We start from the raw sequence: 26,024 nt of genomic DNA on the forward strand, positions 1-26,024 counted from the left end.
CCATAAACATGTTGATGAAGCTGGTCGGCTGGTCTAATTTGATGATGTAGTCGGCCAGGTAGAGGTGGCCAGTTGAGGAGATCGGCAGAAATTCCGTAACCCCTTCGATGATGCCGAGAATGATGGCTTTGAAAATGTCTAGCATGTTACTAAAAAAATACTCCTAACTTAATCGGTAAATAAAACTCTGGTGCCTTCTGGGACCGCGATGTCCTTTTCCAGCGGGGTCAAAGTCCCATCGCTTTGCCGTTGGTAAAGGGTGGCGTTGTTGCTGTTTTGGTTGGCGGCAACGACGTACTTTTCTTCTTCATCCCAGTTGAAGTCCCGCGGGAATTCGCCAAAAGTTGACACCCGCTGGACCAGCTTCAAGGCCTGGTCTGGCAAAACGGCAAAGACAGCGATTGAGTCGTGGCCGCGGTTGGACACGTAAAGGAACTTGCCGTCACTTGACAGGCGGATGGCTGCTGCCCCGTTATGCTGGTCCCAGCTTTCCGGAATAGTTGAATAGGTTGCCAGGGACCGGAACATCCAGTTTTCCTCGTCAAACTTGACCACGTTGACCTGGCTGGACAATTCACCGGCCACGTAGAAGTACTTGCCGTCTGGTGAAAAGGCCAGGTGGCGGGTGCCAAAGCCGTCTTCATTTTGGTAGCTGGCCAGATGTTCAAGCTTTTGCCCGTCAAAGCCGTAGAAGTCGACTCTGTCTTGGCCTAAATCGCAGGAAACCAGGTGCCCGCCCGGAGTTTCGTCAAAGTAGTGCGGGTGAGCGCCGGCTTGTTCAGGCCGCGGCCCTAAAGCCTTGTTTTCGTGCTTGACCTGGTCAAGCAGGGTCAGCTGGCCCTGGTCATCATAGCTGATGACGGCCAGGACGCCAGTGTGGTAGTTGGCCGTGTAGAGCAGCTTCTTTTCCTTGTTGATGCCGATGTAGGCTGGTGAAGAGCCTTCGTGCAGCAGCTGGCTGACCAGCTTGTCGTTTTGAAAGGCCGCGATGCCCCCCTGGCCGTTTTCATTCTTAATAGTAAAAATGAACTGGCCGTCTTTTTGGAAATAGGTTGGCCCGCCAACTTCGACGACGTTTCTTCTTTGTTCCAGATGGGCTTGGTCACCGGAGCCGATAAAGTCGAACTGGTAGATCCCGGCTGACTCGTGCTTGGTGTAGCCGCCAATTAAAATATGCAATTTAAACCTCCTTATTTACTCCACAATAAGTCTAGTTTAAATATTAAGCTTATCTTTGGCAAATGTCGATAAGAGATAGTCGTCCGTAAAGAATAATTAACAATTCTGTCCTTCTTTGCTTTAAGTTAGCAGGGAGTATGTTAGAATTTAACCAGGTGATAAAAATGAAATGGATATCTACAATTAAAGAAATCGGACCAAACGCGATCAGCGAAAAAGACCGCGTTGTAATTTTGTTTGGCCAGACGGCCAATGATGAACTGCAGGACGTTTCCGTCATTCAAGCCTTTGACGATGAACAGGCTGCCCAGGCGATCGTGCTCAAAAAGGGTGACACGGTAACCATCGACGGAACGACCTTTTTGATCAACTATGTTGGCCCTATGGCGGTCAGCAACCTGCGGGCTTTGGAACACGCCAGCCTCTTTTTCACTGACAAGCTGCCAAAGAAGCCAATGTCCAACGCCCTCTACCTGGACTTGCCAGAAGACCAGGAAATGCCTAAGTTCAGAGTCAACGACGAAATCGTTTACGAACACCTGTAGGCTGGATTGATGAAGAAAAGAGACACGAGCCTCTTTACGGAATGGGTGCTCAACAACCGCTTCAGCGTCGGCTTAATCAACGTGCTTTTGGCTCTGGTGATCGTGCTGGTCTTCAACAAGATCTCTTTTGTCTTGAATCCGGTCAACACCTTCATCAATGCCATCCTGCCGCCAGTCTTGGTGGCCATGGTCCAGTACTATCTGATGGAGCCGCTGGTGGACAAGCTGGAAGAGAAGTTCAAGGTGCCGCGGACGGTCACCATCCTGGTGATTTTTGCCATAGTAACGGTCTTCTTGATCTGGGCAATCAATTCCTTGATCCCGGTCGTCCAGAGCCAGATTGATTCTTTGGTCAAGAACTGGCCATCGATTTGGAAGAATTCGACCAACGCGGTTGACGACCTCCTGCACAGCCCGAAGTTCAGCGGCTTGCGTGATTCTTTGCAAAAGCAGATGACGTCTTTGCAGAAGAACTTTAGCAAAAGCATGGGGTCAACCGTCTCCAGTGCCCTGGGCAATTTGACCAGCGCGGTCAGCGTGGCGACGGCCGTCTTCACGACCCTGGCCACGGCACCATTTTTGCTCTTCTTTATGCTGAAAGACGGGCACAAATTGCGGCCGTTTCTGGTCAAGTTTGCTCCCCAGCGCTGGGAGCAGGCAACCAGCAACCTGCTCCACGAAGTCAACCAGGCCGTGTCCTCTTACGTGATCGGCCAGGTCTCCGTGGCCATCTGCGTAGGGATCATGTTCTTCATCGGCTATACGGTTATCGGCGAGCCTTACGGGGCAGCCCTGGCAATCTGCGCCGGCTTTTTGAACCTGATCCCTTACTTTGGGACCTTTATTGGTTTGATTCCGGCCTTGATCATTGCTTTAGTAACTAATTTGCCGATGGTGGCGAAAGTTCTGGCTGTCTTCTTTATCGAGCAGATCATCGAAACCCGGGTCATCAGTCCGCTGGTTGTCGGTAACCGGCTGAAGATGCACCCGGCGACGACAATTATCGTCATGCTGGGGGCGGGCTCAGTCTGGGGCCTGTGGGGCGTGGTCGGCGGGATTCCCGCCTACGCGGTGATGAAGATCCTCTTGACCCATATCTACCAGTACTACCGGAAGGTTTCCCACCTGTATGACGACAGTTTCCAAGATGAAGGCCAGGCTGAACAAGAAGAAAAGAAAGGAAATAAATGACCAACCATATTGTTTTGTTTGAGCCGGAAATTCCCGACAATACTGGCAATATTGCCAGAACCTGCGCGGGAACCAACACGGTCTTGGACTTGATCGAGCCCTTGGGCTTCCGCTTGGATGACAAGCACCTCAAGCGGGCCGTTCTGGATTACGGCGGTGAAGTCGAAATCCGCCGCCATGACGACCTGCGGGCCTTTCTGGCCTCTTTGCCGGACAATGCCGAGATGTACTTGATCTCCAAGTTCTCCAGCAAGTCCTACACTGACGTTGACTACACGGACGAAAGCAAGGACTACTACTTTGTTTTTGGCCGGGAAACGACCGGCCTGCCGGAAACCTTCATGCGGCAATATGAGGACCGCAACCTGCGCATCCCCATGTCTGACAAGATCCGGGCCTTCAACTTGTCCAATTCGGCGGCAATCGTAATTTTTGAAGCCCTGCGCCAGCAAGGCTTTCCCCACATGGAAAAGTCCCACCACTATGACAACGACAAGCTTAAGGACGACTACAACCGTCCTGGCCGCTACCAGCGGAACTTGCCCAAGCATTAGTGATTAAAAAAGAAATTTAATGAGGTAAAATCATGGAATTTAACAAGCAGACCCCAATCATCGTTCGTGCCTTTCACTATGACCTGCTCGACGAACCAGAAGAAAAGAACGAAGTCAACGTAGCTATCCGCCAAGTGGTTGCTACCGGCGAAGACGGTGTTGAAGATGCCGGTGAAGCAGGCGGCTACTACGAAGTAGCCGTTGTCTACGACGTTACGCCAGACGAAGACAATATCATCGAAATCAGCGGGGTCAACACCCAAGTCGTTCAGCTTTTAGGCTACCACGGCGACGGCCAGGACCTGGACCAGGAAACCTACCGTCTGCTCAGCCGGCCGCTGGTTGAATACATCGAAACCTTGACTTACGAAGTTAGCCAGGTTGCCTTGGATGAACCGATCAACTTGGACTTTGAACCTAATTTCTAAGAATTGAGCAGGTGAAAAAATGCCTCGAAAGAAAAGGCAGGCTAATCGTAAAAACAAGAATAAAAAGAAAACAGAAGAATCTTTGAGCTGGGTGGTTACCGGGATCGTCTTGATCTTGGTAGCCATTTTGGCGTTATTGCGCTTTGGCTGGCTGGGCAAGCAGCTGGCCAACCTCTTGCGGCTCTTGATTGGGGACAGCTACCTTTTGGGCGGCGCCTTTCTGGCTATTTTGGGCCTGGTCATGCTGATTTACGGGCAGCCGCCCCGCTTTGGCTTTAAGCGGACCAGTGGCTTGACTTTGGCTTACCTGGGCCTTTTGTACATTCTGGCCAGCCGCTTTTTCAATATCAGAAGCGTCCACAGCGAATTTTTGCCGGCCTTCAAGAATGTGATCTTTGAAGAATTAGCCCGGGCCAATGTCACTGTCAGTGTCGGCGGGGGCTGGATCGGGAGCTTTTTGTACGGGATCTTCTACCAACTTTTAGGTCAAATTGGGGGCCTGTGCCTGGCCATTTTGAACATAATCAGCGGGGTCTTGATGTTCTTTGACGTCAAATTCCGTGACCTGGTCGCTGCTTTTCAAAAAATCAGCCGGGCCTTCATCCAGCAAAGCAAGGACGGAGCCGGCCAGCTGAAGGAAAAGTACTCTGAGTATAGAGAGCAGCAAAAAAGGGAACCCAACAACCGGGAGAAGTTGACCGACCCTTGGGGGACTAGCCGGGAAGAAGCTAAGCCCGCAAAGCCAGAGAAAAAAGCAAAAGAAGAGAAGCAAGAGAAGAAGGCAGCCAAGCCTTCCCTGCCGGAAATCCAGGTGGCTGAGCAGCATCCTGACCCGCCAGTTACCCATTCACTGGAACTGGATGACCTGCCCAAGCCCCGCAGCCAGGCTGAAGACGACCAGAAAATGATTCTGGCTGACCAGCAGCTTGACCATGGACTGGACAAGGGCATGGTCAGCTATGACGACAACTACCAGTTCCCGCCCCTGTCTCTGTTAAAGGCTGTCCAAGCCAGCGACCAGACGAGCGACAAGGACAAAATCGGGCAAAACACGGCCATTTTGGAGGAAACCTTCAAGAGCTTCGGGGTGGAAGTCAATGTTAAAAAGGCCATCCTGGGCCCGACCATCACCCGCTATGAAGTCCAGCCAGCCGTCGGGGTCAAGGTCTCCCGGATCGTCAACCTGGCCGATGACTTAGCTCTGGCCCTGGCCGCCAAGGACATCAGAATTGAAGCCCCGATTCCGGGCAAGCCTTATATCGGGATCGAAGTGCCCAACCAAAAGGCCCAGTCCGTGGCCTTTAAAGACGCTATGGAGCACCAGGACCAAAAGGCCAAGGACCATCCTTTGATGGTGCCTTTAGGCAAGGACGTGACCGGGCAGATCATCAGCGCTGACTTGACCAAGATGCCCCACCTGCTGGTAGCCGGGTCAACCGGTTCAGGCAAGTCCGTGGCCATCAACACGATCTTGACCAGCATTTTGATGAAGGCCCGGCCGGATGAAGTCAAGCTGGTTTTGATCGACCCGAAGATGGTCGAACTGTCTGTTTACAGCGGGGTACCCCACTTGATGATCCCAGTTGTCACTGACTCCCGCCTGGCTTCCAAGGCCCTCAAAAAAGTCGTCGACGAAATGGAGCGGCGCTACAAGCTTTTTGCTGCCGGCAGCGTCCGCAACATGGGCGAATACAACCGCAAGGTGGCTGAGAACAACCAGGACGCCAGCCGGCCAGTAATGGAGCCTTTGCCGTATATCTTAGTCGTTGTCGATGAATTGAGCGACTTGATGATGGTCGGCGGCCACGACGTGGAAAACTCCATCGTCCGTCTGGGCCAGATGGCCCGGGCTGCCGGCATTCACATGATTCTGGCTACCCAGAGACCGAGCGTGGACGTCATTACCGGTTTGATCAAGGCCAATGTGCCGTCAAGAATTTCCTTTGCCGTCTCCAGTGGGGTCGACTCCAGGACTATTTTGGACCAAGTCGGCGCTGAAAAATTGCTGGGCAGAGGGGACATGCTCTATCTGCCGATCGGAGCTTCCAAGCCGGAACGGATTCAAGGGGCCTACATCGACGTCGACGAAGTGGAAGCTGTCGTTGACTGGGTCAAGGGCCAGCAAAGCGCTGAATATGATGAGGAAATGATTCCACAGGCCGGGGATGATGACGAAAAGGGCGATGACGACGTTGACGACGAGTACTACCAGCAGGCCGTGGACCTGGTCCGCCGCCAGCAGTCAGCCAGCACCTCAATGCTGCAGCGGCGGTTCAGAATCGGCTACAACCGGGCTGCCCGCCTCATTGACGAGCTGGAAGAGCACGGGGTAGTCGGCCCGCCAGAAGGCTCCAAGCCGCGCAAGGTGCTTTTGCCGCCTGAAGGACAAGAAGAATAAAAATAATGAACGAAGAAAATATCAGCATTCAAAGCAATCAAAAATTTACCAGCGGCAACCTGGGCCTGTTTGTCCGCCTGCCGCTAACCAAGCACAATATGGCCATGGCCAGCCTGCTCTGCCGCATGCAGATGAACGAAAGCGAGCTTTTTCCAGATCCCGCCATCCAGCAGCTTGAACTGCAGCAGCGCTATTCCTTCCAGTTTGAAGCAGTCGTGCAGCTTTTTGGCAAGGAAATGATCATTTCCTACCTGGCCAATTTCGTTGAGCCCCAGGAGATCCTGGACCCGGACTACAACTACCGGCAGATAGCGGAAACTTTTACCGGCCTGGCAGCCAGACCCTTGATTACGCCAAGCTCCGTCCAGCTGGCCCAAAGGCAGCTGGAAGAAGAATACCAGGAGCTCATGGCTGAGCCAAGCAACGCGGCCTTAAGCGCCTTTTTCAACAACTGGTACGCGGATCAGCCAGATTACGCGGCCAGCTTCATCGGCTCAATTGCAGATATTAAGGCCGCCACTAGCCAGGATGTCCGCCGCTTTGCTGACGCTATCAAGACTCAAGCCAGCTGCATCTTTGGTCATGTCTACGATGCCCGCCAGGTCAAGCGGCTCTTAGCCAAAAAGCTGCAAGAAGAAGGCTGGCCGGGGCTGGCCTTGGAATTTGGCAAGCGGGATCTGTTGATTCCGGCTCCTGACTTGCGGATTGAGAAAGAAGACAAGCAAGCTAAGCAGCAGGCCCAGCTTTTCCTGGGCTATGCCTACAAGGGCCAGCCAAGCCTGCAGGACTTGGCGACCGGGACAGTTTTGCGCCAGTACTTGACTGGCGACCAGTCTTCCCGGCTCTTCAGCAAGGTAAGAGAAGAAAATGGGGCGGCTTACGCGGTGGAAAGCAACTGGTATGCCGACAATGCCCTCTTTTTGGTCAACGCCGGCTTGGACCCGGACAAATTGGACCTGGCCGGGCAGATCATCGGCAAGGAAATGCAGATGGTGGCTGACGGCCGGATCGACCCGGGCCTGCTCAAGCAGAGCCGACAGGCTCTGGCCAACCGCCACTTGCTCAACCAGGACCATGCCAGCTGGCTTTTGGCTAAAGACCTCCGCTACAAGCTTCATGCCGATTACGAGGACTTCGACATGATGGCTGCCGTCAGCCGGGTGACAAGCGGCCGGCTGGCCGACTTTGCCAAGAAGCTGTATCTGAATGAAAGCTATGTATTAAAATGATCAAACCAGAAATTATCAGAAAAGACTTCCCTTCCGGCTTCAAGGCCCAGGTGATCAGGCGCAAGGGCTTTAACCAGCGCTTTTTCGGCATCATCGTCGACTTCGGCAGCGCTGATCCCCAGCCCGTGGCCGGCCTGGCCCACTTTTTGGAGCACAAGCTTTTTGCCACGGAAGAAGGCGACTTGTCCCTGGAATTTGAAAAAATGGGGGCCAGCGTCAATGCCTTTACCTCTTTCAATGAAACCATGTACTACGCCAGCGGGGTAAAAAATGTCGGCCCCATGATCGACCTGCTCTTCAAGCTGGTTGGCCAGCCTTACTTTACTGATGAGAACGTGGAAAAAGAAATTCCCATCATCCAGCAGGAACTGGCCATGTACCAGGATGAGCCTGACTGGATCCTGGGCGACCAGCTTTTGCGGGGCAGCTACGGAGACTGCAACTTGGCCATTGACGTGGCCGGGACCAAGGAATCGATTGCCAGCGTGACCAAGGAAAAGCTCCAGGCGGCTTATGACGAAAACTATGTAGCCTCCCGCATGTCCTTTGTTGCCTGCGGGGATTTTTCCGACAACCAGGTTCAGACTATTCTCCGCCAGGCCAAGAAACTGTCAGACCAATACCTGCGCCCCGGGAGCCCGCAAAAAGAAGCAGACTTAGTGCCGCTTTTATCAAGCGGCCAGGACTGGCTTTTGCCAGGCGGGGAAGTGCCCCTGTTTGCGGCAGCCATTCCTTTGCCAAACTTTAAGAAAGTCTTAGCAAGTCGGGATATGAGTCAAATTTTGCTGGAAATCATGCTAGAATCAAAGCTAGGTGCCGCCAGCCAATGGTTTGCCGGTGCCAGAAAAGCCGGCTTGGTCAGCCAGCCGCTTCAGATCAGCGTGACTTATACCCGGCAAGGGGCCTACGCGGTCTTATTGGGGATGAGCCAGGAAGCAGAAACTGTTTTAAGCCAGATCAAAGAAGAATTGGCGCCAGGCAGTCTTTTTGCCCCAAAGCAAGAAAAGGCAATGCGGCAGCTCTTTGAAATCCATAAAAGAAGCTGGCTGGCCCAAACCGTGCGCAGCTTGGACAATTTGTCCGGCTTTGCCGTGGAAATGGCTGAAGAAAGCCTGGATGAGGAAGACCTGTTTGCCAATGTTGAGCAGATGCAGGCCATGAATTTTGCTGATTACCGGGCTTATTGCCAGGAACTTTGCAAGGGCGCCAGCATTAACACTGCCCGCCTGCTTGAGGGGGAGGAAGAATGAAGCGAGCATTGATTTTCGGGGCAACCGGCGGCATTGGCCAAGCAATTGCCACCCGTCTGGCTGAGTCTGGCTGGTCTATGTATTTGCACTGCAACAGCAACTGGGAAGAGGCCAGCAAATTAGCTGAGGCATTGGCTGAAAAGCATCCCTTGCAGGACTTCATGCCGATCAAACTGGATTTTTTAGCAGGCGACGACCAGCTTAGGGCTTTTGCCAGCGGACTTTTGCCAGTCAACGCGGTTGTTTTTGCCCAAGGAATCACCAACTATGACTTTCTGGGCAGCCAAAGCTCCCAGGTTATCGACCAGATCATCAAGGTCAATTTGGAGAATCCAATCAAACTGACCAAGCTTCTGGAAGGCCAGCTCCTAAAGCAAGAACACAGCCGGATCGTCTACCTGGGCTCAGTTTACGGGGGCCAGGGCAGCGCCATGGAAGCTGTCTACAGCGCCACAAAAGGCGGGATCAGCCGCTTTGCCCAGGCCTATGCCCGGGAGGTTGCCGCCAGCCATTTTACGGTCAACGTCGTGGCGCCAGGGGCGGTCAACACAGCCATGAATGCCATGTTTTCCCCGGAGACCCTGAAGGAACTGGCAGAAGAAATTCCAGCCGGCCACTTGGCCAAGCCCAAGGAAATTGCCTACTGGGTCGACTGCCTGCTGAATCCGGAAAGCGACTACCTGACCGGGCAAACGATTTACGTCAGTGGCGGCTGGCTGGAATAGGGCGACACAGCCTGGGCCATTGTGCTATAATTTATAAACGAATTTTAAAGTGATTGAAGAGGTTAATAATGTCAGGCATTGGAGAACAATTACGTAAAGCAAGAGAGGCCAAGGGCCTTTCAATTTCCGATATTGAGAAGGCTACGAAGATCCAGAGCCGCTACCTGGAAGCGATCGAAAACAACGAATTCGACAAGCTGCCAGGCGACTTTTATGTCCGGGCCTTCATCCGGCAATACGCGCAAATCGTCGGCTTGGACGGCAAGGAATTGCTGAGCCAGTACCAAGGCGAAGTTGCAAACGAAGTCACGAATGAAGTCAGTCAGCCGGCAGAAAGCCCGGCCCAAGAAGTTCATGAAGAAGCTGAAGTGCCAGCTCCAGCAGAGCCGGCGGAAAAGGAAACAGTCCGTCCAGTCAGCCGGCCAGCCAAGCGGGAAATCGCTGAAGAACCTGCCAAGGACGCCAAGTGGCGCAAGCTGGTTCCGCGCCTGGCCCTGGGCTGCGGGATTGCTCTCCTGCTTTTGATCGGGGGGATGGTCGTTGCCAACATGAGAAAGACCGGGTCAAGCAGCCAGAAGGAAAATGCTGGCTCCAGTGTCACGATCACTTCCAAGAAATCTTCCAGCAAGAAGAGCTCATCTGCTTCTTCATCATCCAAGAAGAAGACCAGCTCAATCAAGGTTGCTTCACTTGGCGGCTCAAGCTACCGGGTAACTGGCATCAAGTCCAGCACTCCTTTGGTAGTCCGCTCAAGCAAGCAAAGCATCTACTACTACGTTTCCGTTGACAATGTGATCACCAACCAGGGGACCCTGCAAAGCGGTGAAAAGCACACGGAAACTGTCAAGAAGGGGCAGACTTTGATCGTCTACTTGGGTACTGACACTGGCGTTACGGTAACCGTTGGCGGCAAGAAGATTCCATTCACCCCAATCAACGGCACTACCCGCTTGACCATCTACCTGGGTGACAGCTCTGCTTCATCATCAACTAGCTCTGCCGCAAGCAGCAGCACGAACACTAACACCAATACCAGCACCAGCACGAGCTACAGCAGCCGGACCAGTTCTAGCGTTCAAAGTTCAGCTTCAAGCCGGCCAGCTGCTTCCAGCTCCAGCGTTCAATCAAGCTCTCAAGCTTCATCCAGCGCTGCTCCAAGCAGCCAGTCATCAGCTGCTCCGTCATCATCTGCCGCTTCCAGCAGCAAGCAATAAGAGAAGAATGACTATTAAGTCTGAAAAGTGAGGAATTTAAAGCAATGAATTTACCAAATAAACTGACTGTTTTCCGAATCTTCTTGATTCCTGTCTTCATGATCCTGCTGATCGCCCAATGGCCAGCTGGCTCATTCACCCTGGCAGGGACTGAAATTCTGTGGAGCCGGGTGGTTGCCATGATCGTTTTTGCCGTTGCTTCAGCAACTGACTGGTTTGACGGCCACATCGCCCGGTCCCGGGGACTGGTAACCAATTTTGGTAAGTTTGCTGACCCGCTGGCTGACAAGATGCTGACTATGACAGCCTTCATCTTCATGGTTGAATTGAAGCTTGCCCCAGCCTGGGTTGTAGCGATCATCGTCTGCCGGGAACTGGCTGTTACCGGCCTGCGCTTGATCGTGGTTGAAAACAACGGCAAGGTTATGGCTGCAGCCATGCCTGGCAAGATCAAGACCACCTGCCAGATGCTGTCAATCATCTTCCTGCTCTTTGGCGACATCTTCCACCTGGGCACCATTTTGCTCTACCTGGCTCTGATCTTCACGATCTATTCCGGCTACGACTACTTCCATTCATCATGGGACGTCTTCAAGGGGTCAATGTAAGCATTTAGAAAATCACTATTCTTTAAAAATGAGTATCAGCGAGGTACTCATTTTTTATTTTTTAGGCAAGTTTTGGGAAAAAAAGGCTTTTTTCTTGTACTAGTAAGTGGAGGAGAAATAATTTGAACGTTAGTTCGGATTTTTCTTGCTTTTTACCCGGCCTTCAAAGTATAATGTTTATTAGTAAGTTTCCAGGAGGGAAAAAATTTGGCTAAAGATGAAAAACAAGCTGCTCTTGAAGCTGCTTTAAAGAAAATTGAAAAGAATTTCGGTAAAGGCGCGGTCATGCGGATGGGCGAGAAGGTCGACACCCAGATCTCAACTGTTCCATCAGGCTCACTGGCCCTGGACGCGGCTTTGGGCGTGGGCGGCTACCCGCGGGGCCGGATCGTGGAAATCTACGGGCCGGAATCTTCCGGTAAGACCACTGTTGCCTTGCACGCCGTAGCCGAAGTGCAGAAGCGGGGCGGCACGGCTGCCTACATCGACGCGGAAAACGCCATGGACCCGGCTTACGCTGAAGCCCTGGGCGTGGACATCGACCAGCTGATCCTGTCTCAGCCAAACACTGGGGAAGAAGGGCTGCAGATTGCGGACACCTTGATTTCCAGCGGGGCCATTGACATTGTCGTGGTCGACTCAGTTGCTGCTTTGGTGCCGCGGGCTGAAATCGAAGGTGAAATGGGCGACTCCCACGTCGGCCTGCAGGCCCGCTTGATGAGCCAGGCCTTGCGCAAGCTCTCCGGCACGATTGCCAAGACCAAGACCATTGCCATCTTCATCAACCAGATCCGGGAAAAGGTCGGCGTCATGTTCGGCAATCCCGAAACCACCCCAGGTGGCCGGGCTCTGAAGTTCTACTCAACCATTCGGCTGGAAGTCCGCCGGGCTGAGCAGATCAAGCAGTCCACCAACGTTATCGGGAACCGGGTCAAGATCAAGGTGGTCAAGAACAAGGTTGCCCCGCCATTCAAGGTAGCTGAAGTCGACATCATGTACGGGCAGGGGATTTCCCAGTCCGGCGAACTGCTGGACATGGCCGCTGACCAGGACATCGTCGACAAGGCCGGGGCCTGGTACTCCTACCATGGCGAAAAGATCGGCCAGGGCCGGGAAAACGCCAAGAAGTACCTGGAAGAGCACCCGGACATCTACGAGGACATCCAGTCCCAGGTCCGCAAGGCTTACGGGATCGATGCTGAATCTCTGGAAGAAAAGGAAAATCCAGAGAAGATCAAGGAGCAGCGGGCTAAGAAGGCAGCTGCCCCTGCTGAAGACAAGCAAGAAGCGGCTGCAAGCCCGGAAAAGACTGATAAATAGGCCATTTTTGCCGAAAAGAAAGATTGCCAGCAAGATCGCGGCAATCTTTTTTGTTTCTTCAAATGCAGCTAAGGAATTGACTTGACCAAAAATGTAACATATGATTAGTAATGTGTGAATAATTCTAAATAAAAAGGCGACGTAACTCATGATGAATAATACTATATTTTTTCTCGCAACAGTCGCTGTAATTTTTCTTATTTCACTTGTCGTGGGATGCCTGATTGGTTATGCCATCCGGAAGAATGCCTGGGAAACCAAGGCAGAAAACGCCCGGCAGAGCGGGGAGGCAATTTTGGCCAAGGCGAAAGCCGAAGTCGAAGTAGCCAAGGCCGAAGTCCAGGCGCAGAAACAGGCCGCCGAAGCCGTTAAGCGGGATGCTGAAACGGAGAAGAAGGCCAAGATCCTGGAGGCCCAGGAAGAAATCAGGGATTACCGGCAGAAGGTTGAAGACGAGCTGAACGCGCGCCGCGATGAAGCGGCCCGCAAGGAAAACCGCCTTCAGCAGAAAGAAGATACCCTGGATCACCGCAGCAGCCTGCTCGATGACCGGGAGAAACAACTCACACAAAGGAAAGACCAAATCAAACAGCAGGAAGAAAAAGCTGCTGGTTTGCTGGAAGAAGCGCATGGGCTGGTAGAGAAGCAGAATGACAAGCTGCTGGAAATCTCCCGCTTAGACGAAGAAGAGGCCAAGAAGATCGTCTTGGCCCAGGTCTCCGACCACTTGACCAAGGAGAAGGCGGAGATGATTCGGGCTAACGAGGAAGAAATCAGTGCCAGAGCCGACCGCTTTGCCCACCAAATCATCGTGGATGCCATCCAGAGCAGCGCGGCGGATACGGTCGCGGAAACGACCGTGTCAGTCGTGGATTTGCCAAATGATGACATGAAGGGGCGGATCATTGGCCGTGAAGGCCGGAACATCCGCTCCTTTGAAGCCATGACTGGGGTTGACCTGATCATTGACGATACGCCAAAGACGGTTACCTTGAGCGGTTTTGACTCCATCAGACGGGAAGTTGCCAAGCGGGCCCTGCAGAAACTGATCAAGGACGGGCGGATTCATCCGGCCCGGATCGAAGAGATGGTTGACAAGGCGCGCAAGGAAGTCAACGACGATATTTACGAGGCCGGCGAAAGTGCCTTGATGGAACTGGGCATCCACCGGATGAACCCGGAACTGGTCAAGATCCTGGGCCGGTTAAAGTACCGGACTTCCTATGGCCAGAACGTGCTGGCGCACTCGATTGAAGTCGGGAAGCTGGCCGGGACCATGGCAGCTGAACTTGGTTTGGATGAAAAATTAGCGGTTCGCGCGGGATTATTACACGATATTGGCAAGGCAATTGACCACGATATCGAAGGCTCCCACGTAGAAATCGGTGTTGAATTGACCCGGAAATACCATGAACCGGACCTGGTGGTCAACGCGATTGCTGCCCACCACGGCGACGTGCCGAAGCTCTCCTTTATTGCTGACCTGGTTGTGGCGGCGGACACGATTTCCTCCGCCCGGCCTGGGGCCAGAAGCGAAAGCTTGGAGAACTACATCCGCCGCTTGACCGAACTGGAAGACATTGCTGGCAGCTATGACGGCGTCAAGCAGGCATATGCCATCCAGGCCGGCCGGGAGGTCCGCGTAATGGTTGAGCCGGCCAAGATCTCAGATGATGAGACCACGGTTCTGGCCCACGAAATCCGGGACAGGGTCGAGAAAGAACTCGATTACCCAGGCAATATCAAGATCACCGTAATACGGGAGAAACGTGCCGTGGCAGTTGCCAAATAATAAAGAAAGTCCAGATTGATTTCTGGACTTTTTTGTTACCATTTGGCAAATCGCCTTAAAGCCCGGTATAATTAATTCAACTAGACTCAGAAAGCAGAATTTCATGTTTAAGATTATCGTTGACCTTTTTTTACTGGTGATCATCCAAGTGGCGATCACGCCTTTCATCCGGCGCCTGGCCTTTGTCCTGGGGGCAGTGGACAATCCTAACGCCCGCCGGGTCAACAAGAAGCCTATGCCGACTATCGGGGGGCTGGGAATTTTCGTGACCTACAACATCGGGACCTTCATTTTGCTCAGAGAGCAGTTCCCGACCCACGAGCTTTTTGCCCTCCTGCTGGCTTCCAGCGTGATCGTCTTGACCGGGATGATTGATGACATTTTAGAACTCAAGCCCGGGCAAAAAATGGCCGGGATCTTTGTCGCGGCCATGATCACATACTACTTGGCCGAAGTCAGGATGACAGAGCTGAACATTCCTTTTACCGGCCAGACTATCAACCTGCCATGGTATCTCAGCCTGCCGGTTACCATCTTCTGGATCCTGGCCTTGACTAATGCGGTCAACTTGATTGACGGCTTAGATGGCCTGGCCGCCGGGGTCTCCTGCATCTCCCTTTTGACCATGGGGATTGTCGGCTACTTCTTCTTGCGCAACCAGGGCCTGTACGTGCCGATTGCCTGCTTCATGCTGGCGGCTTGCCTAATGGGCTTTCTGCCTTACAACTTTAACCCGGCCAAGATCTTTTTGGGCGACACTGGGGCCCTCTACTTGGGTTTCATGATCTCGGTATTAGCCTTAAAAGGCTTGAAGAACGTGACCTTCATTTCTCTTTTGGTGCCGGTGATCATCTTGGGCGTGCCGATCTCTGACACGGTCTATGCCATGATCCGCCGCAAGCTGAACAAGAAGCCGATTTCCCAGGCGGATAAGCACCACCTTCACCACCAGCTGATGAACCTGGGCTTGACCCAAAGACAGACGGTGCTGGTGATTTACGCCCTGTCTTTGATTTTCTCTTTTGTGTCCATGCTCTTCCTCTTGTCGCCGCTCTGGGCCATGGCCCTCTTGCTGGTCGGTCTCTTGATCGCTGTTGAGCTCTTTGTGGAATCGATTGGCCTTTTAGGGGAAAAATACAAGCCCCTCAGCCACTTGATTAACCGCTTGGTCCTGCATAGCACCCACACCAAGGAGCCAGACGTTGAAGTCTGGCACCAGGGTGAGGCCAAGCCCCAGAAGTGGCAGGAGCGGTCTAAGGGCGGCCACCGGCCGGCTGACAAAAAGGCTACTGGTAAAAATAGCGATAAAGATAAAAAACAATAAAACTGAACAGATAAAAGAAATGACCAAGCAGAAATGCTTGGTCATTTTTGGTCAGAATCTTTTTTCGCCGCTTTTGACGGGAATTTCGTTATAGCGCTGGTCACCCTTGATCAGGTCTGGTTCCCCGTTTAAGAGCTCGGTCAAATCGCTGATGAAGGGGTCAATCTGGTCCAGGTCGAGGTAGACGGAAATGGTGATGTTTACGCCGTATTCAGTGCCGGCAACATAGACCTCTTTCTCCTTGAGGAAGTGGTCGACCTTGTCATAGCGGTTGTAGGGGATGGTAAAAATCAATTCCTGTTGCTTGACCCGCTTGACGATGCCGATTGCTTCAGCTGCTTCGCTGACGCTGGAAGAATATGCCCGGATGAGGCCGCCGGCCCCTAATTTGATTCCGCCGAAATACCTGGTCACGACGACGGCGACATTTTTTAGGCCCATCAATTGCAGAGTCTTTAATTCCGGCACCCCGGCTGTCCCGCTTGGTTCGCCGTTGTCGCTGCTTTTGACCCGGTCATCATTGATGCCCAGGGTGTAAGCATAGGTGTTGTGGGTGGCGTCGTGGTACTTTTTGCTGGTAGCGGCGATGAAGTCCCGGGCTTCTTCTTCATCCTGGATCCGGGCAAAAGTCGCGATAAAGCGGCTCTTCTTGATGACCAGCTCATGCTGGCCGTTTTCTTTGATCGTTAAAAAATCTGCTTCTTTTGACAAAAAATCATCCCTTTTTGGTGTATTAGTTAGTGGAGGCGAAAAAAGTGACAGAAGAAAAAGAATCTCTGGCCGGCCGCCAATGGCTGGTTGACAAAGTGGATAATAGCATAAAAGAGGGGCAGACGGCAATTCCTGCCATAGAAAATGGCATCTGCCAGCGCTGCGGCAGCTCCTGCTGGGCGCGTCTGCCGTCGGGATTTTTGTATTGCCGCGCTTGCGTGGGCCTGGGCCGGCTGGATGAGGGCAAGCTTTTGGTCCGGCAAGCCGCTAGCGGCTCTTATCCGGCTAAAGCGGGGATGACCTGGACTGGGCAGCTGCAAGAGCGCCAGGAGGGCGTGAGCCGCTTTTTGCTGGAAAAATTCGCGGCTAAAGAGGACTGCCTGGTCGAGGCCGTGACTGGGGCGGGGAAAACGGAGATGATTTTTCCCTTATTGGCTGAGGCTTTCAGCCGCGGCTGCCGGGTGGCTATCGCCACGCCCAGAATCGACGTGGTCAATGAGCTTTATCCCCGCCTGGTGGCCGCCTTCGGGGAAGTGGAGATCGGCAAGTATCATGGCCGGGAGGAAAAGCAGCCCGCCAATGAGCAGCTGGTCATCTGCACGACCCACCAATTGCTTAAGTACTACCAGGCCTTTGATCTTTTGATCATCGACGAGATCGACTCCTTCCCTTATGCCGGCAATCCCCAGCTGCATTTTGCCGCGGGCAATGCCGTTAAGAAAACGGGCAGCCGGGTCTTTTTGACGGCGACGCCGCCAGAGGACCTGCTGAAAAAAGTCAAGCAGGGGAAACTGGCCGTCGTTAGGCTCAACCGCCGCTTTCACGGCTACCCCTTGCCCGTGCCCCGGCTTGACTTCTACATTAAGCCCTTTTTGGCCAAGGGCCGCCTGCATCCCAAGCTGGCCCGGCGGATCAAAATGGCCGCGGAAAGTGGCCACCCCCTTTTAGTCTTTTTGCCCAGAATTTCCCAGATGCCCCAGTATTTTTCCGCCGTCAAAAAGCTCCTGCCAAATAAACGCCTGGCAACAGTCTACGCCCAGGACCCGGACCGGCTGGAGAAGGTGGAGAAATTCAGAAAAGGAGAGCTCGACCTGCTCTTGACGACCACAATCTTGGAGCGGGGGGTTACTTTTAAGCATGTCTGGGTGATCATCGTGGCGGCTGACGATGAGATCTATTCCGCCGCTAGCTTAGTCCAAATCGCCGGCCGGGTGGGCAGAGACAAGCAGGACCCGGACGGCTTGGTCTTGTTTTGCTACCGGCGCTACAGCCGGCAGATCAGAAGCGCGGTCAAGCAGATCAAGGAGATGAACCGGGGATGAGCCTTTGCCTTTTTTGCGACCAGGTTTTTACCGAAGACCTGGATATCAGGCGCCTGCTTTTGCCGGGCAAAATTAAGACTTCCTGCCTCTGCCCAGCCTGCCGCAAGCAGTTTGACCAAATCGGCCCTGTCTTTTGCCCCCAGTGCGGCCGCCGGCAGGCTAATGGGGAAATCTGCCAGGACTGCCAGAAGTGGCGGCGGATCTACCAGGGAGATTTTTTGCAAAACCAGGCAGTTTACTGCTACAACCAGGCCTTTCACGACTTGATGGTCCGCTACAAGCGCTACGGGGACTACCTGCTCTGCCAAGTCTTGCAGGAATTAGCCGCCCCGGCTGTCCAGAAATTAGCAGCTGACTACTACGTGCCTGTCCCGACTTCACCCGAGCACCGGAAGAAGCGGGGCTATGATACAGTCTGGGAAATTTTTAATCCTCTTTTGCCTCTAACTCCGCTTTTAGCCAAGAAGGCAGGGGCTGGGGCCCAGGGAGAAAAGGACAAAAAAGCCCGGATGCAGGCCAAGCAAAATTTCTTTCTAAATCCGGAATTTAGGGGTAAAATAACAGGCAAGATCATCCTTTTGGATGACATTTACACCACAGGCCGAACGCTTTATCACGCGCGCGACGCGATTGAAACGGCTTTTCCTGAATGCCAGGTCGAAAGTTTTTCAATTAGTCGCTAAATATTTTCACAAAGCGCTTTCAAGTTTGGTATAATATGGGTGTAAAGAAACCGCGCAAGCGGGAAAGGAGATAATTATTATGTTAAAGTACAATGTTCGTGGCGAAAATATTGAAGTCACTGAAGCTTTGAGAGACTATGTTGAAAAGCGCTTGACCAAGTTGGAAAAGTACTTTGATCTGAGCCAGGACGTAATCGCTCATGTAAATCTGAAGGTATACCGTGACCACTCAGCTAAGGTTGAAGTAACTATCCCGCTTCCATACCTGGTTTTGAGAGCTGAAGAAACTACGGATGACATGTACCGCAGCATTGACTTTGTTTCCGAAAAGCTTGAACGCCAAATCAGAAAGTACAAGACCCGCGTCAACCGCAAGAGCCGGGAAAAGGGCGTAGAAGAATTCTTTGTTCCTGAAGAAGCTCCGGTTGAAGAAGAGAAGGAAGAAAAGGCTCCAATGTTCAAGATCGTCCGCAACAAGCGGGTTAACTTGAAGCCAATGGACCCAGAAGAAGCCATCTTGCAAATGGACATGCTGGAACACGACTTCTTCGTCTTCCAAGACGCTGAAACCAACGGCACCAGCGTGGTTTACCGCCGCAACGACGGCAGCTACGGCTTGATTGAAACTAACGAATAGTTTTGCCGGATATCTAACTGAATACTAAGGCAGCAAGCCAGGCAGGGCACGATAATTATTGTGCCCTGCTTATTTTTGTAGATTATTTTAATTTTTGGCAGTTACATGTTAAAATTATTCTGTGATTTTAGACTAAATATCAGAATTAAGGACGATTAGATGGCAAACATTTTAAAGAAGTTATACAACGCTGACAAAAGAGAACTTAAGCGTTTTGAAAAAATTGCTGACCAAGTAGAGTCATACGCTGACCAAATGGCCGCTCTTTCTGACGAAGAATTGCAGGCCAAGACGCCGGAATTCCGCAGCCGCATCGAAAAGGGCGAAAGCTTAGACGACCTGCTGCCGGAAGCCTTCGCCGTATCCCGGGAAGCTTCCAAGCGGGTCTTGGGCCTGTACCCATTCCGCGTGCAGATCCTGGGTGGGATTGCCCTGCACCGGGGCAACATTGCCGAAATGATGACCGGTGAAGGTAAGACCTTGACGGCCACCATGCCGGTTTACCTCAACGCTTTGTCCGGCAAGGGCGTGCACGTTGTTACTGTCAACGAATACCTGTCCAGCCGTGACGAAACTGAAATGGGCCAGCTCTACCGCTGGCTGGGCCTGACGGTCGGCTTGAACGTCAGCACCATGTCCCCGGAAGAAAAGCGGGAAGCTTACGCTTGCGACGTAACCTACTCAACCAACTCCGAACTGGGCTTTGACTATCTCCGGGACAATATGGTTGTCTACAAGGAACAAATGGTTCAGCGGCCGCTTAACTACGCCATCATCGACGAAGTTGACTCCATCTTGATCGACGAAGCACGGACGCCTTTGATCATTTCCGGTGAAGCTGAACAAGCCAACGCCGACTATGTCCGGGCTGACCGCTTTGTCAAGAAACTGGTTGAAGACAAGAGCGACAATGACGCTGATGACGATGAAGACCACGGCGACTACAAGATCGACTGGCCAACCAAGACCATTTCCCTGACCAGAACCGGGATCCAGAAGGCCTGCGACCACTTTGGCCTCAAGAACCTTTACGATGTTGAAAACCAGAAGCTGGTTCACCACATCGATCAAGCCCTGCGGGCCAACTACATCATGCTCAAGGACATTGACTACGTGGTTCAAGATGGTGAAGTCTTGATCGTCGACTCCTTTACCGGCCGTGTCATGGAAGGCCGGCGCTACTCAGACGGCCTGCACCAGGCCATCGAAGCCAAGGAAGGGGTCAAGATCCAGGAAGAATCCCAGACCCAGGCCACGATTACTTACCAGAACTACTTCAGAATGTACAAGAAGCTGGCCGGGATGACCGGTACGGCCAAGACTGAAGAAGAAGAATTCCGTGAAATCTACAACATGGAAGTCATCACTATCCCGACCAACCGGCCAGTCATCAGACAGGACATGCCAGACCTGCTCTACCCGACCCTGGACTCCAAGTTCAAGGCCGTGGTTGACGAAATCAAGCAGCGGCACGCCAAGGGCCAGCCAATCCTGGTCGGCACGGTGGCCATTGAATCTTCTGAACGCTTGAGCCACATGCTGGACAAGGAACACATCCCGCACGCTGTCTTGAACGCCAAGAACCACGCCAAAGAAGCAGCCATCATCATGAATGCCGGCCAAAGAGGGGCAGTCACGATTGCCACTAACATGGCCGGGCGTGGGACTGACATCAAGCTGGGGCCTGGCGTCAAGGAACTGGGCGGTTTAGCCGTAATCGGGACTGAAAGACACGAATCCCGCCGTATCGACAACCAGCTGCGGGGCCGGTCCGGCCGGCAGGGTGACCCGGGCTACACCCGCTTCTACCTGTCCCTGGAAGACGACTTGATGAAGCGCTTTGGGGGCGACCGGGTCAAGGACTTCCTTGACCGCCTGTCTGACAATGACGACGACAAGGTTATCGAAAGCCGTTTGATCACCCGCCAGGTTGAATCTGCCCAGAAGCGGGTTGAAGGGAACAACTACGACACCCGTAAGCAGACCCTGCAATACGACGACGTTATGCGGATCCAGCGTGAAATTATCTACAAGGAACGGATGCAGGTCATCGATGAGCAGAAGTCTTTGAAGAGCGTCTTGATGCCAATGATCCACCGGACTATTGACCACCAAGTGGACATGTTCACCCAAGGCGACCGGTCAACTTGGCGCCTGGACTCTTTGCGTGACTTCATCGTGTCCAGCCTGGCCAGTGAAGAATACGTTGATTCAGAAATCGACTTTAAGACCTTCACGCCAGATGCCCTTAAGAAGCAGCTTTACCAACTGGTTGAAGACAACTACCAGGAAAAAGAATCTGCCCTGGCTGACCCGGAACAAATGCTGGAATTTGAAAAAGTGGTTATCCTGCGCGTGGTTGACGAACACTGGACCAACCATATCGACGCTATGGACCAATTGCGGCAGTCAATCGGGCTGCGGGGCTATGGCCAGCTTAACCCACTGGTTGAATACCAGGACTCCGGCTACAACATGTTTGAAGAAATGATCAGCGACATCGAGTTTGACGTGACTCGCCTCTTCATGAAGGCTCAGATCAGAAACAACTTGAGTCGTTAATAAATTATAAAAGAGGGGGCGGGAGCCTCCTCTTTTTGGTTATAATCTAAGTAAGTCAAAACAAGAATTTTTAGCAAAGGAAAAAGACAATGGAAATCAGTGAAATTCAAAATGCTTTAGACGAGTTGCGGACCCGGCTTAACCACTTCAGGGGGTCTCTTTGACTTCGATAATATCAGCGAAAGCATTGAAATCAACGAAGCTAAAATGGCGGAACCGGGTTTTTGGGACAATCAGGAAAAGGCCCAGAAATTGATCAGTGAGACCAACTTGCTTAAGGAAAAGCGGGACTCCTTCCTGGCCTTGGAAAAAGACCTAACCGATGAGGAAACCGCCCTGGAATTGCTGCGCCTGGAAGCAGATGAAGACTTGCAAAAGGACACCGAAGACCAGCTGGCCAAGCTGCAGGAAGAGTTCCACCAGTATGAACTGAGCCTGCTCTTGTCGGGCGAGTATGATGACCACAATGCCTTGATGGAAATCCACCCAGGCGCCGGCGGTACTGAAGCCATGGACTGGGGCAACATGCTGCTCCGGATGTACCAGCGCTATTGTGACTCCCGCGGTCTGAAATTTGAAGTCAACAACTTTGAGCCAGGCGATGAAGCCGGCTTAAAGAGCGTCAGCGTCCGGATTTCCGGCAAGAATGCCTATGGGCTGCTCAAGTCTGAACACGGAGTTCACCGCCTGGTCCGGATTTCGCCTTTTGATTCAGCCAAAAGACGGCACACTTCTTTTGCCTCGGTTGAAGTTATCCCTGAAGTCGATGACTCCATTGAAATCGACATTGACCCGAAGGACCTCAGAATCGACGTCTACCGGTCATCCGGGGCGGGCGGCCAGCACATTAACAAGACTTCCAGTGCCGTCCGGATCACCCACATTCCAACCGGGATCGTGACGACTTCCCAGGCCCAGCGCTCCCAGTTCCAGAACCGGGATACGGCCATGAATGAAATGCGGGCCAAGCTTTTCCACCTGGAAGAAGAAAAGAAGCGCAAGGAAAAGGCGGCCTTGAAGGGCGAGCAGCTGGATATTGCCTGGGGTTCCCAGATCCGGTCTTACGTCTTCCACCCTTACAGCATGGTTAAAGACCACCGGACCGGCTATGAAACTGCTGATGTGAGCGGAGTCATGGACGGGAAGCTGGATCCCTTCATCTATGCATACCTTCAGTGGCGTTTGAGCCAAGAGAACCCAGAATAAGAGGAAAAACATGTCATTTATCACGATTGTACTGCTGGTTTTGGCGGCTGTAGTTGCCCTGGCCCTGCTCTCGGTTTTCTTCAAGGCCTTGATCGCCTTGCTGCCGGTGGGTCTGGTCGTAATTTTGCTTTTATGGCTCTACTACCGCTTTTACTGGCGGAAAAAATACCAGCTGCCCAGCCGGCCGGAATCCAGTTGGTTCAAGCCAGGCCAGGCAGATCCGGAGCGGCCGCGGAAACAGGCGCAAGATGTGACAGTGCGAGATGTTGATGAGAGTGAGGCACATGATGACGAACAAGGTAAAACTAACTGAACTTATTAATGACAATTCCAACCTGCGGGTTCTGCAGGGACAAGAATATGTGGCCGGCAAGAAGATTACGGTTTCCGACGTTTACCGGCCGGGACTGGAATTAAGCGGCTACTTTGATTTTTACCCGGCTGACCGGGTCCAGCTTTTGGGCAGAACAGAAATCTCATACGCTGCCCGCCTGGATCACGACCTGCGCCGGCGGGTTTTTGAAAAAATCTGCCAAAAAGAAACTCCCTGCCTGCTGGTTTCCCGCAATCTGCCGGTGCCAGCTGAACTGAAGGAGGCGGCGGAAGCAGCCGGGACTCCGATTTTGATTTCCAACGACACCACGACCTACTTGATGAGCATGATTACCCAGTACCTGGCCGTGAAGCTGGCCGAAAGAAGCAGCGTCCACGGGGTCTTGGTCGAAGTCTTTGGGATGGGGGTTCTCTTAACCGGGGAATCCGGGGTCGGCAAGTCCGAAACTGCCCTGGCCCTGGTTCAGCACGGTCACCGTTTGATCGCTGACGACCGGGTGGACGTCTACCAGAGGGACCACGAGACCGTGGTCGGGGAAGCCCCACGCATTTTGAAGCACTTGATGGAAATCCGGGGGATCGGGATTATTGATGTCCTTAAGCTCTTTGGGATTGGGGCCATCAAGGACGAAACAGAGATTTCCCTGGTCATCAACCTGACCAACTGGGACTCCAAGGCCAATTACGACCGCCTGGGCTTCCAGGAAAACACCCGGATCATCTGCGGCATCGCGGTGCCGCAGGTCACCATCCCGGTTAAGGTCGGCCGGAACATGGAAAATATCGTGGAAGTGGCCGTCATGAACTTTAGAGCTAAGGCCATGGGCTTTGACGCGGCCAAGACTTTTGACGAAAACTTGACTAGCTTGATCGCGGAAAATACCGAAGAAGAACAGCGGGGTGAAGACGACTAGTGACTTTAGCACTGAATCCAATTGCCTTCAGTATCGGCAACATTCATGTCCGCTGGTACGGAATCATCATCGCCTGCGGAATCCTGCTGGCCACCTTCATGTCCATCAGAGAAGGGCAAAGACGGCAGATTATGAGCGACGACTTCATCGACCTGCTCTTGTGGGGCGTGCCGATCGGCTTTATCGGGGCCCGGATCTATTACGTCATTTTTGAATGGGGCTACTTCTCCCAGCACCCGGATGAGATTATCGCCATCTGGAACGGGGGGATCGCCATTTACGGGGGCTTGATCGCCGGGGCAATCGTCCTCTTGGTCTTCTGCTACCGGCGCTTCTTGCCGCCATTTCTGGTCCTGGACATCGTGGCACCTGGCGTGATGGCGGCCCAGGTCCTGGGCCGGTGGGGCAACTTCATGAACCAGGAAGCCCACGGGGCCAAGTGCAGCCTGCAGTATCTGCAAAACCTTCACTTGCCCCAGTTCATCATCGACCAGATGTATATTAATGGCAGCTACTACAAGCCGACCTTCTTGTATGAATCCTTCTTCAACCTGATCGGCTTGATCATTATCCTTTCCTTGCGCCACAAGAAGCATCTTTTTAAGCAAGGGGAAGTCTTCATGTTCTACCTGGCCTGGTATTCCGTGGTCCGCTTTTTCGTGGAAGGGATGCGGACGGACAGCCTTTATATCTTCGGCGTCATCCGGGTTTCCCAGGCCCTCAGCCTCCTGCTTTTAATAGCTGTGGTTATTTTATTTGTCTACCGGCGTGTCAAAGTCAAGCCAAAGTGGTATCTTGATGGTAGCGGTTTAAAATATCCATACGAGAGGTAGAAAAAATGACAAAAATTTCCGTTTTAGGCGCCGGTTCCTGGGGGTCAGTCCTGGCTTCCATGCTGGCTGACAACGGCCACGAGGTGGCCCTTTACGCCCACCGGCAAGTTATTGCTGATGAGATCAACCAAGACCACACCAACTTGCACTACATGAAGGACTGGACCTTGAAGCCGAGCGTCTGGGCCAGCATCGACATGGGGCAGGTTCTAAAAGACTGTGACATTATCCTCTTTGCTGTGCCGACCAGCGCCATCCGGTCAGTGGCTAAAGCAGTCCGGCAGTTTTTGGACGAAAGTGGCCGCCAGCCTTACCTGGTTTCGGCCACCAAGGGGATTGAGCCGGGGACTAAAAAGCTGGTTTTGCAGATTTTTAAAGACGAAATCTACCCGGATGGCTTTGACAAGATGATCGTCCTGTCCGGTCCCAGCCACGCGGAAAATACCGCCCAAAAGGACCTGACGGCCATCACCTTAGCTTCAACCAGTCTGGACAACGCGGCCAAGATGCAGAAGATTTTTTCAAATGACTACGTCCGCTTCTACACCAGCAACGACCCAATCGGGGTCCAGGTCGGCGGAGCCGTGAAGAATGTCATCGCCATCGCCGCCGGGATCCTGGCGGGCCTGGGCTACGGGGACAATGCCAAGGCGGCCTTGATGACCCGGGGGCTGGCGGAAATCACCCGCCTGGGCGTGGCCTTTGGCGGCCAGCCTTGGACCTTCAGCGGCCTGTCCGGGATCGGCGACTTGATCGTCACTTGTACATCAGTTAACTCCCGGAACTGGCGCTGCGGCTACCAGCTGGGCCAGGGCAAGCCATTGGATGAAGTTTTGGCCAACATGGGCCAGGTGGTTGAAGGGGCCACGACCGTCAAGGCCGTCCACGAAATTTGTGACAAGTATTCTTTGGACATGCCGATTTCAGCTTCCATCTACAAGGTCCTCTATGAGGGAGCCCAGATCGACGATGAGATCAAGCTGATGATGAGCCGGCAGATGGGACCGGAAATCAGAATCTAAGCAGGGGGGCTTGCAATCTTTTGCAAATCCTGTATTATATTACT

At 52.9% G+C, this 26,024-nt stretch carries 25 protein-coding genes; 22 read left to right on the forward strand and 3 right to left on the reverse strand.

Features of this window, described 5'->3' with window-relative positions; translation table 11 throughout:
- Both ACI32D_RS03650 and ACI32D_RS03655 read right to left on the reverse strand, forming a co-directional pair.
- Positions 1-145: undecaprenyl-diphosphate phosphatase (locus ACI32D_RS03650; protein WP_439775320.1), on the reverse strand; the 145-nt coding region annotated here is incomplete at its 3' end.
- A 23-nt stretch (positions 146-168) separates the two neighbouring features.
- Positions 169-1,179, reverse strand: a complete 1,011-nt coding sequence (locus tag ACI32D_RS03655) for a lactonase family protein (RefSeq protein ID WP_439775289.1) — start codon at positions 1,177-1,179, stop codon at positions 169-171.
- 164 nt (positions 1,180-1,343) lie between these two features.
- Between ACI32D_RS03655 and ACI32D_RS03660 the strand changes: the two genes are divergently transcribed.
- From ACI32D_RS03660 to ACI32D_RS03720, 13 genes are all read left to right on the forward strand, one after another.
- On the forward strand, positions 1,344-1,724 hold the full coding sequence (locus tag ACI32D_RS03660; protein ID WP_439775290.1) for a PTS glucitol/sorbitol transporter subunit IIA: 381 nt from the start codon (positions 1,344-1,346) through the stop codon (positions 1,722-1,724).
- 9 nt (positions 1,725-1,733) lie between these two features.
- Positions 1,734-2,915 (forward strand): AI-2E family transporter, encoded by a 1,182-nt coding sequence (locus tag ACI32D_RS03665; RefSeq protein ID WP_439775291.1) that lies wholly within the window; start codon positions 1,734-1,736, stop codon positions 2,913-2,915.
- Positions 2,912-3,469: a tRNA (cytidine(34)-2'-O)-methyltransferase gene (locus ACI32D_RS03670; RefSeq protein WP_439775292.1), complete on the forward strand. Its 558-nt coding sequence runs from the start codon at positions 2,912-2,914 to the stop codon at positions 3,467-3,469. The genes ACI32D_RS03665 and ACI32D_RS03670 overlap by 4 nt, the downstream gene beginning before the upstream one ends.
- A gap of 32 nt (positions 3,470-3,501) precedes the next feature.
- Entirely contained in the window at positions 3,502-3,897 is a 396-nt protein-coding gene (locus tag ACI32D_RS03675) for a DUF1149 family protein (RefSeq protein WP_002877037.1), read from the forward strand.
- Between the two features lie 19 nt (positions 3,898-3,916).
- Positions 3,917-6,295: a DNA translocase FtsK gene (locus ACI32D_RS03680; protein ID WP_439775293.1), complete on the forward strand. Its 2,379-nt coding sequence runs from the start codon at positions 3,917-3,919 to the stop codon at positions 6,293-6,295.
- Between the two features lie 5 nt (positions 6,296-6,300).
- Positions 6,301-7,524, forward strand: a complete 1,224-nt coding sequence (locus ACI32D_RS03685) for a M16 family metallopeptidase (protein WP_439775294.1) — start codon at positions 6,301-6,303, stop codon at positions 7,522-7,524.
- Positions 7,521-8,774: a M16 family metallopeptidase gene (locus ACI32D_RS03690; protein ID WP_439775295.1), complete on the forward strand. Its 1,254-nt coding sequence runs from the start codon at positions 7,521-7,523 to the stop codon at positions 8,772-8,774. Before ACI32D_RS03685 ends, ACI32D_RS03690 begins: the two co-directional genes overlap by 4 nt.
- Positions 8,771-9,499, forward strand: a complete 729-nt coding sequence (gene ymfI, locus ACI32D_RS03695; RefSeq protein WP_439775296.1) for an elongation factor P 5-aminopentanone reductase — start codon at positions 8,771-8,773, stop codon at positions 9,497-9,499. The genes ACI32D_RS03690 and ymfI overlap by 4 nt, the downstream gene beginning before the upstream one ends.
- 68 nt (positions 9,500-9,567) lie before the next feature.
- Positions 9,568-10,713 (forward strand): helix-turn-helix domain-containing protein, encoded by a 1,146-nt coding sequence (locus ACI32D_RS03700; protein WP_439775297.1) that lies wholly within the window; start codon positions 9,568-9,570, stop codon positions 10,711-10,713.
- Between the two features lie 44 nt (positions 10,714-10,757).
- Positions 10,758-11,321 (forward strand): CDP-diacylglycerol--glycerol-3-phosphate 3-phosphatidyltransferase, encoded by a 564-nt coding sequence (gene pgsA / locus ACI32D_RS03705; RefSeq protein ID WP_439775298.1) that lies wholly within the window; start codon positions 10,758-10,760, stop codon positions 11,319-11,321.
- Between the two features lie 207 nt (positions 11,322-11,528).
- The gene (gene recA / locus ACI32D_RS03710) at positions 11,529-12,641 is read left to right on the forward strand and encodes a recombinase RecA (protein WP_439775299.1); all 1,113 of its coding nucleotides are present in this window, start codon (positions 11,529-11,531) and stop codon (positions 12,639-12,641) included.
- Positions 12,642-12,789: 148 nt separating this feature from the next.
- Positions 12,790-14,433 (forward strand): ribonuclease Y, encoded by a 1,644-nt coding sequence (rny, locus tag ACI32D_RS03715; protein ID WP_439775300.1) that lies wholly within the window; start codon positions 12,790-12,792, stop codon positions 14,431-14,433.
- Between the two features lie 103 nt (positions 14,434-14,536).
- Positions 14,537-15,757 (forward strand): glycosyltransferase family 4 protein, encoded by a 1,221-nt coding sequence (locus ACI32D_RS03720; RefSeq protein ID WP_439775301.1) that lies wholly within the window; start codon positions 14,537-14,539, stop codon positions 15,755-15,757.
- Between the two features lie 51 nt (positions 15,758-15,808).
- Here the strand turns inward: ACI32D_RS03720 and ACI32D_RS03725 are convergent, their stop codons facing one another.
- Positions 15,809-16,468: a YigZ family protein gene (locus tag ACI32D_RS03725; RefSeq protein WP_439775302.1), complete on the reverse strand. Its 660-nt coding sequence runs from the start codon at positions 16,466-16,468 to the stop codon at positions 15,809-15,811.
- Between the two features lie 44 nt (positions 16,469-16,512).
- Between ACI32D_RS03725 and ACI32D_RS03730 the strand changes: the two genes are divergently transcribed.
- The 9 genes from ACI32D_RS03730 (at position 16,513) to ACI32D_RS03770 (ending at position 25,980) form a co-directional block, all read left to right on the forward strand.
- On the forward strand, positions 16,513-17,790 hold the full coding sequence (locus ACI32D_RS03730; protein WP_439775303.1) for a DEAD/DEAH box helicase: 1,278 nt from the start codon (positions 16,513-16,515) through the stop codon (positions 17,788-17,790).
- Positions 17,787-18,473 (forward strand): ComF family protein, encoded by a 687-nt coding sequence (locus ACI32D_RS03735; protein WP_439775304.1) that lies wholly within the window; start codon positions 17,787-17,789, stop codon positions 18,471-18,473. The genes ACI32D_RS03730 and ACI32D_RS03735 overlap by 4 nt, the downstream gene beginning before the upstream one ends.
- A gap of 79 nt (positions 18,474-18,552) precedes the next feature.
- Positions 18,553-19,110: a ribosome hibernation-promoting factor, HPF/YfiA family gene (hpf, locus tag ACI32D_RS03740; protein ID WP_439775305.1), complete on the forward strand. Its 558-nt coding sequence runs from the start codon at positions 18,553-18,555 to the stop codon at positions 19,108-19,110.
- Positions 19,111-19,269: 159 nt separating this feature from the next.
- Complete coding sequence (gene secA / locus ACI32D_RS03745) at positions 19,270-21,672, forward strand: preprotein translocase subunit SecA (RefSeq protein WP_439775306.1); 2,403 nt, start codon at positions 19,270-19,272, stop codon at positions 21,670-21,672.
- 89 nt (positions 21,673-21,761) lie between these two features.
- A protein-coding gene (gene prfB, locus ACI32D_RS03750) for a peptide chain release factor 2 (protein ID WP_439775307.1) occupies positions 21,762-22,878 on the forward strand; the annotation gives its coding sequence in 2 pieces (ribosomal slippage) (positions 21,762-21,833 and positions 21,835-22,878; 1,116 coding nt in all).
- Positions 22,879-22,888: 10 nt separating this feature from the next.
- Complete coding sequence (locus ACI32D_RS03755) at positions 22,889-23,191, forward strand: hypothetical protein (RefSeq protein ID WP_439775308.1); 303 nt, start codon at positions 22,889-22,891, stop codon at positions 23,189-23,191.
- The gene (hprK, locus tag ACI32D_RS03760; RefSeq protein ID WP_439775321.1) at positions 23,166-24,125 is read left to right on the forward strand and encodes an HPr(Ser) kinase/phosphatase; all 960 of its coding nucleotides are present in this window, start codon (positions 23,166-23,168) and stop codon (positions 24,123-24,125) included. Before ACI32D_RS03755 ends, hprK begins: the two co-directional genes overlap by 26 nt.
- On the forward strand, positions 24,125-24,958 hold the full coding sequence (gene lgt / locus ACI32D_RS03765; RefSeq protein WP_439775309.1) for a prolipoprotein diacylglyceryl transferase: 834 nt from the start codon (positions 24,125-24,127) through the stop codon (positions 24,956-24,958). The genes hprK and lgt overlap by 1 nt, the downstream gene beginning before the upstream one ends.
- Before the next feature lie 5 nt (positions 24,959-24,963).
- Positions 24,964-25,980, forward strand: a complete 1,017-nt coding sequence (locus ACI32D_RS03770; protein WP_439775310.1) for an NAD(P)H-dependent glycerol-3-phosphate dehydrogenase — start codon at positions 24,964-24,966, stop codon at positions 25,978-25,980.
- Positions 25,981-26,024 lie beyond the last annotated feature (44 nt).

It is taken from the genome of Lactobacillus sp., assembly GCF_051873315.1.
Taxonomy (GTDB): Bacteria; Bacillota; Bacilli; order Lactobacillales; family Lactobacillaceae; genus Lactobacillus.

Excerpts from the sequence above, each read along its gene's own strand:
- ACI32D_RS03660 (WP_439775290.1), top strand. The coding sequence starts at position 1,344 with ATGAAATGGATATCTACAATTAAAGAAATCGGACCAAACGCGATCAGC.
- ACI32D_RS03665 (WP_439775291.1), top strand. The coding sequence starts at position 1,734 with ATGAAGAAAAGAGACACGAGCCTCTTTACGGAATGGGTGCTCAACAAC.
- ACI32D_RS03670 (WP_439775292.1), top strand. The coding sequence starts at position 2,912 with ATGACCAACCATATTGTTTTGTTTGAGCCGGAAATTCCCGACAATACT.
- ACI32D_RS03675 (WP_002877037.1), top strand. The coding sequence starts at position 3,502 with ATGGAATTTAACAAGCAGACCCCAATCATCGTTCGTGCCTTTCACTAT.
- ACI32D_RS03680 (WP_439775293.1), top strand. The coding sequence starts at position 3,917 with ATGCCTCGAAAGAAAAGGCAGGCTAATCGTAAAAACAAGAATAAAAAG.
- ACI32D_RS03685 (WP_439775294.1), top strand. The coding sequence starts at position 6,301 with ATGAACGAAGAAAATATCAGCATTCAAAGCAATCAAAAATTTACCAGC.
- ACI32D_RS03690 (WP_439775295.1), top strand. The coding sequence starts at position 7,521 with ATGATCAAACCAGAAATTATCAGAAAAGACTTCCCTTCCGGCTTCAAG.
- ymfI (WP_439775296.1), top strand. The coding sequence starts at position 8,771 with ATGAAGCGAGCATTGATTTTCGGGGCAACCGGCGGCATTGGCCAAGCA.
- ACI32D_RS03700 (WP_439775297.1), top strand. The coding sequence starts at position 9,568 with ATGTCAGGCATTGGAGAACAATTACGTAAAGCAAGAGAGGCCAAGGGC.
- pgsA (WP_439775298.1), top strand. The coding sequence starts at position 10,758 with ATGAATTTACCAAATAAACTGACTGTTTTCCGAATCTTCTTGATTCCT.
- rny (WP_439775300.1), top strand. The coding sequence starts at position 12,790 with ATGATGAATAATACTATATTTTTTCTCGCAACAGTCGCTGTAATTTTT.
- ACI32D_RS03720 (WP_439775301.1), top strand. The coding sequence starts at position 14,537 with ATGTTTAAGATTATCGTTGACCTTTTTTTACTGGTGATCATCCAAGTG.
- ACI32D_RS03735 (WP_439775304.1), top strand. The coding sequence starts at position 17,787 with ATGAGCCTTTGCCTTTTTTGCGACCAGGTTTTTACCGAAGACCTGGAT.
- hpf (WP_439775305.1), top strand. The coding sequence starts at position 18,553 with ATGTTAAAGTACAATGTTCGTGGCGAAAATATTGAAGTCACTGAAGCT.
- secA (WP_439775306.1), top strand. The coding sequence starts at position 19,270 with ATGGCAAACATTTTAAAGAAGTTATACAACGCTGACAAAAGAGAACTT.
- ACI32D_RS03755 (WP_439775308.1), top strand. The coding sequence starts at position 22,889 with ATGTCATTTATCACGATTGTACTGCTGGTTTTGGCGGCTGTAGTTGCC.
- hprK (WP_439775321.1), top strand. The coding sequence starts at position 23,166 with ATGACGAACAAGGTAAAACTAACTGAACTTATTAATGACAATTCCAAC.
- ACI32D_RS03770 (WP_439775310.1), top strand. The coding sequence starts at position 24,964 with ATGACAAAAATTTCCGTTTTAGGCGCCGGTTCCTGGGGGTCAGTCCTG.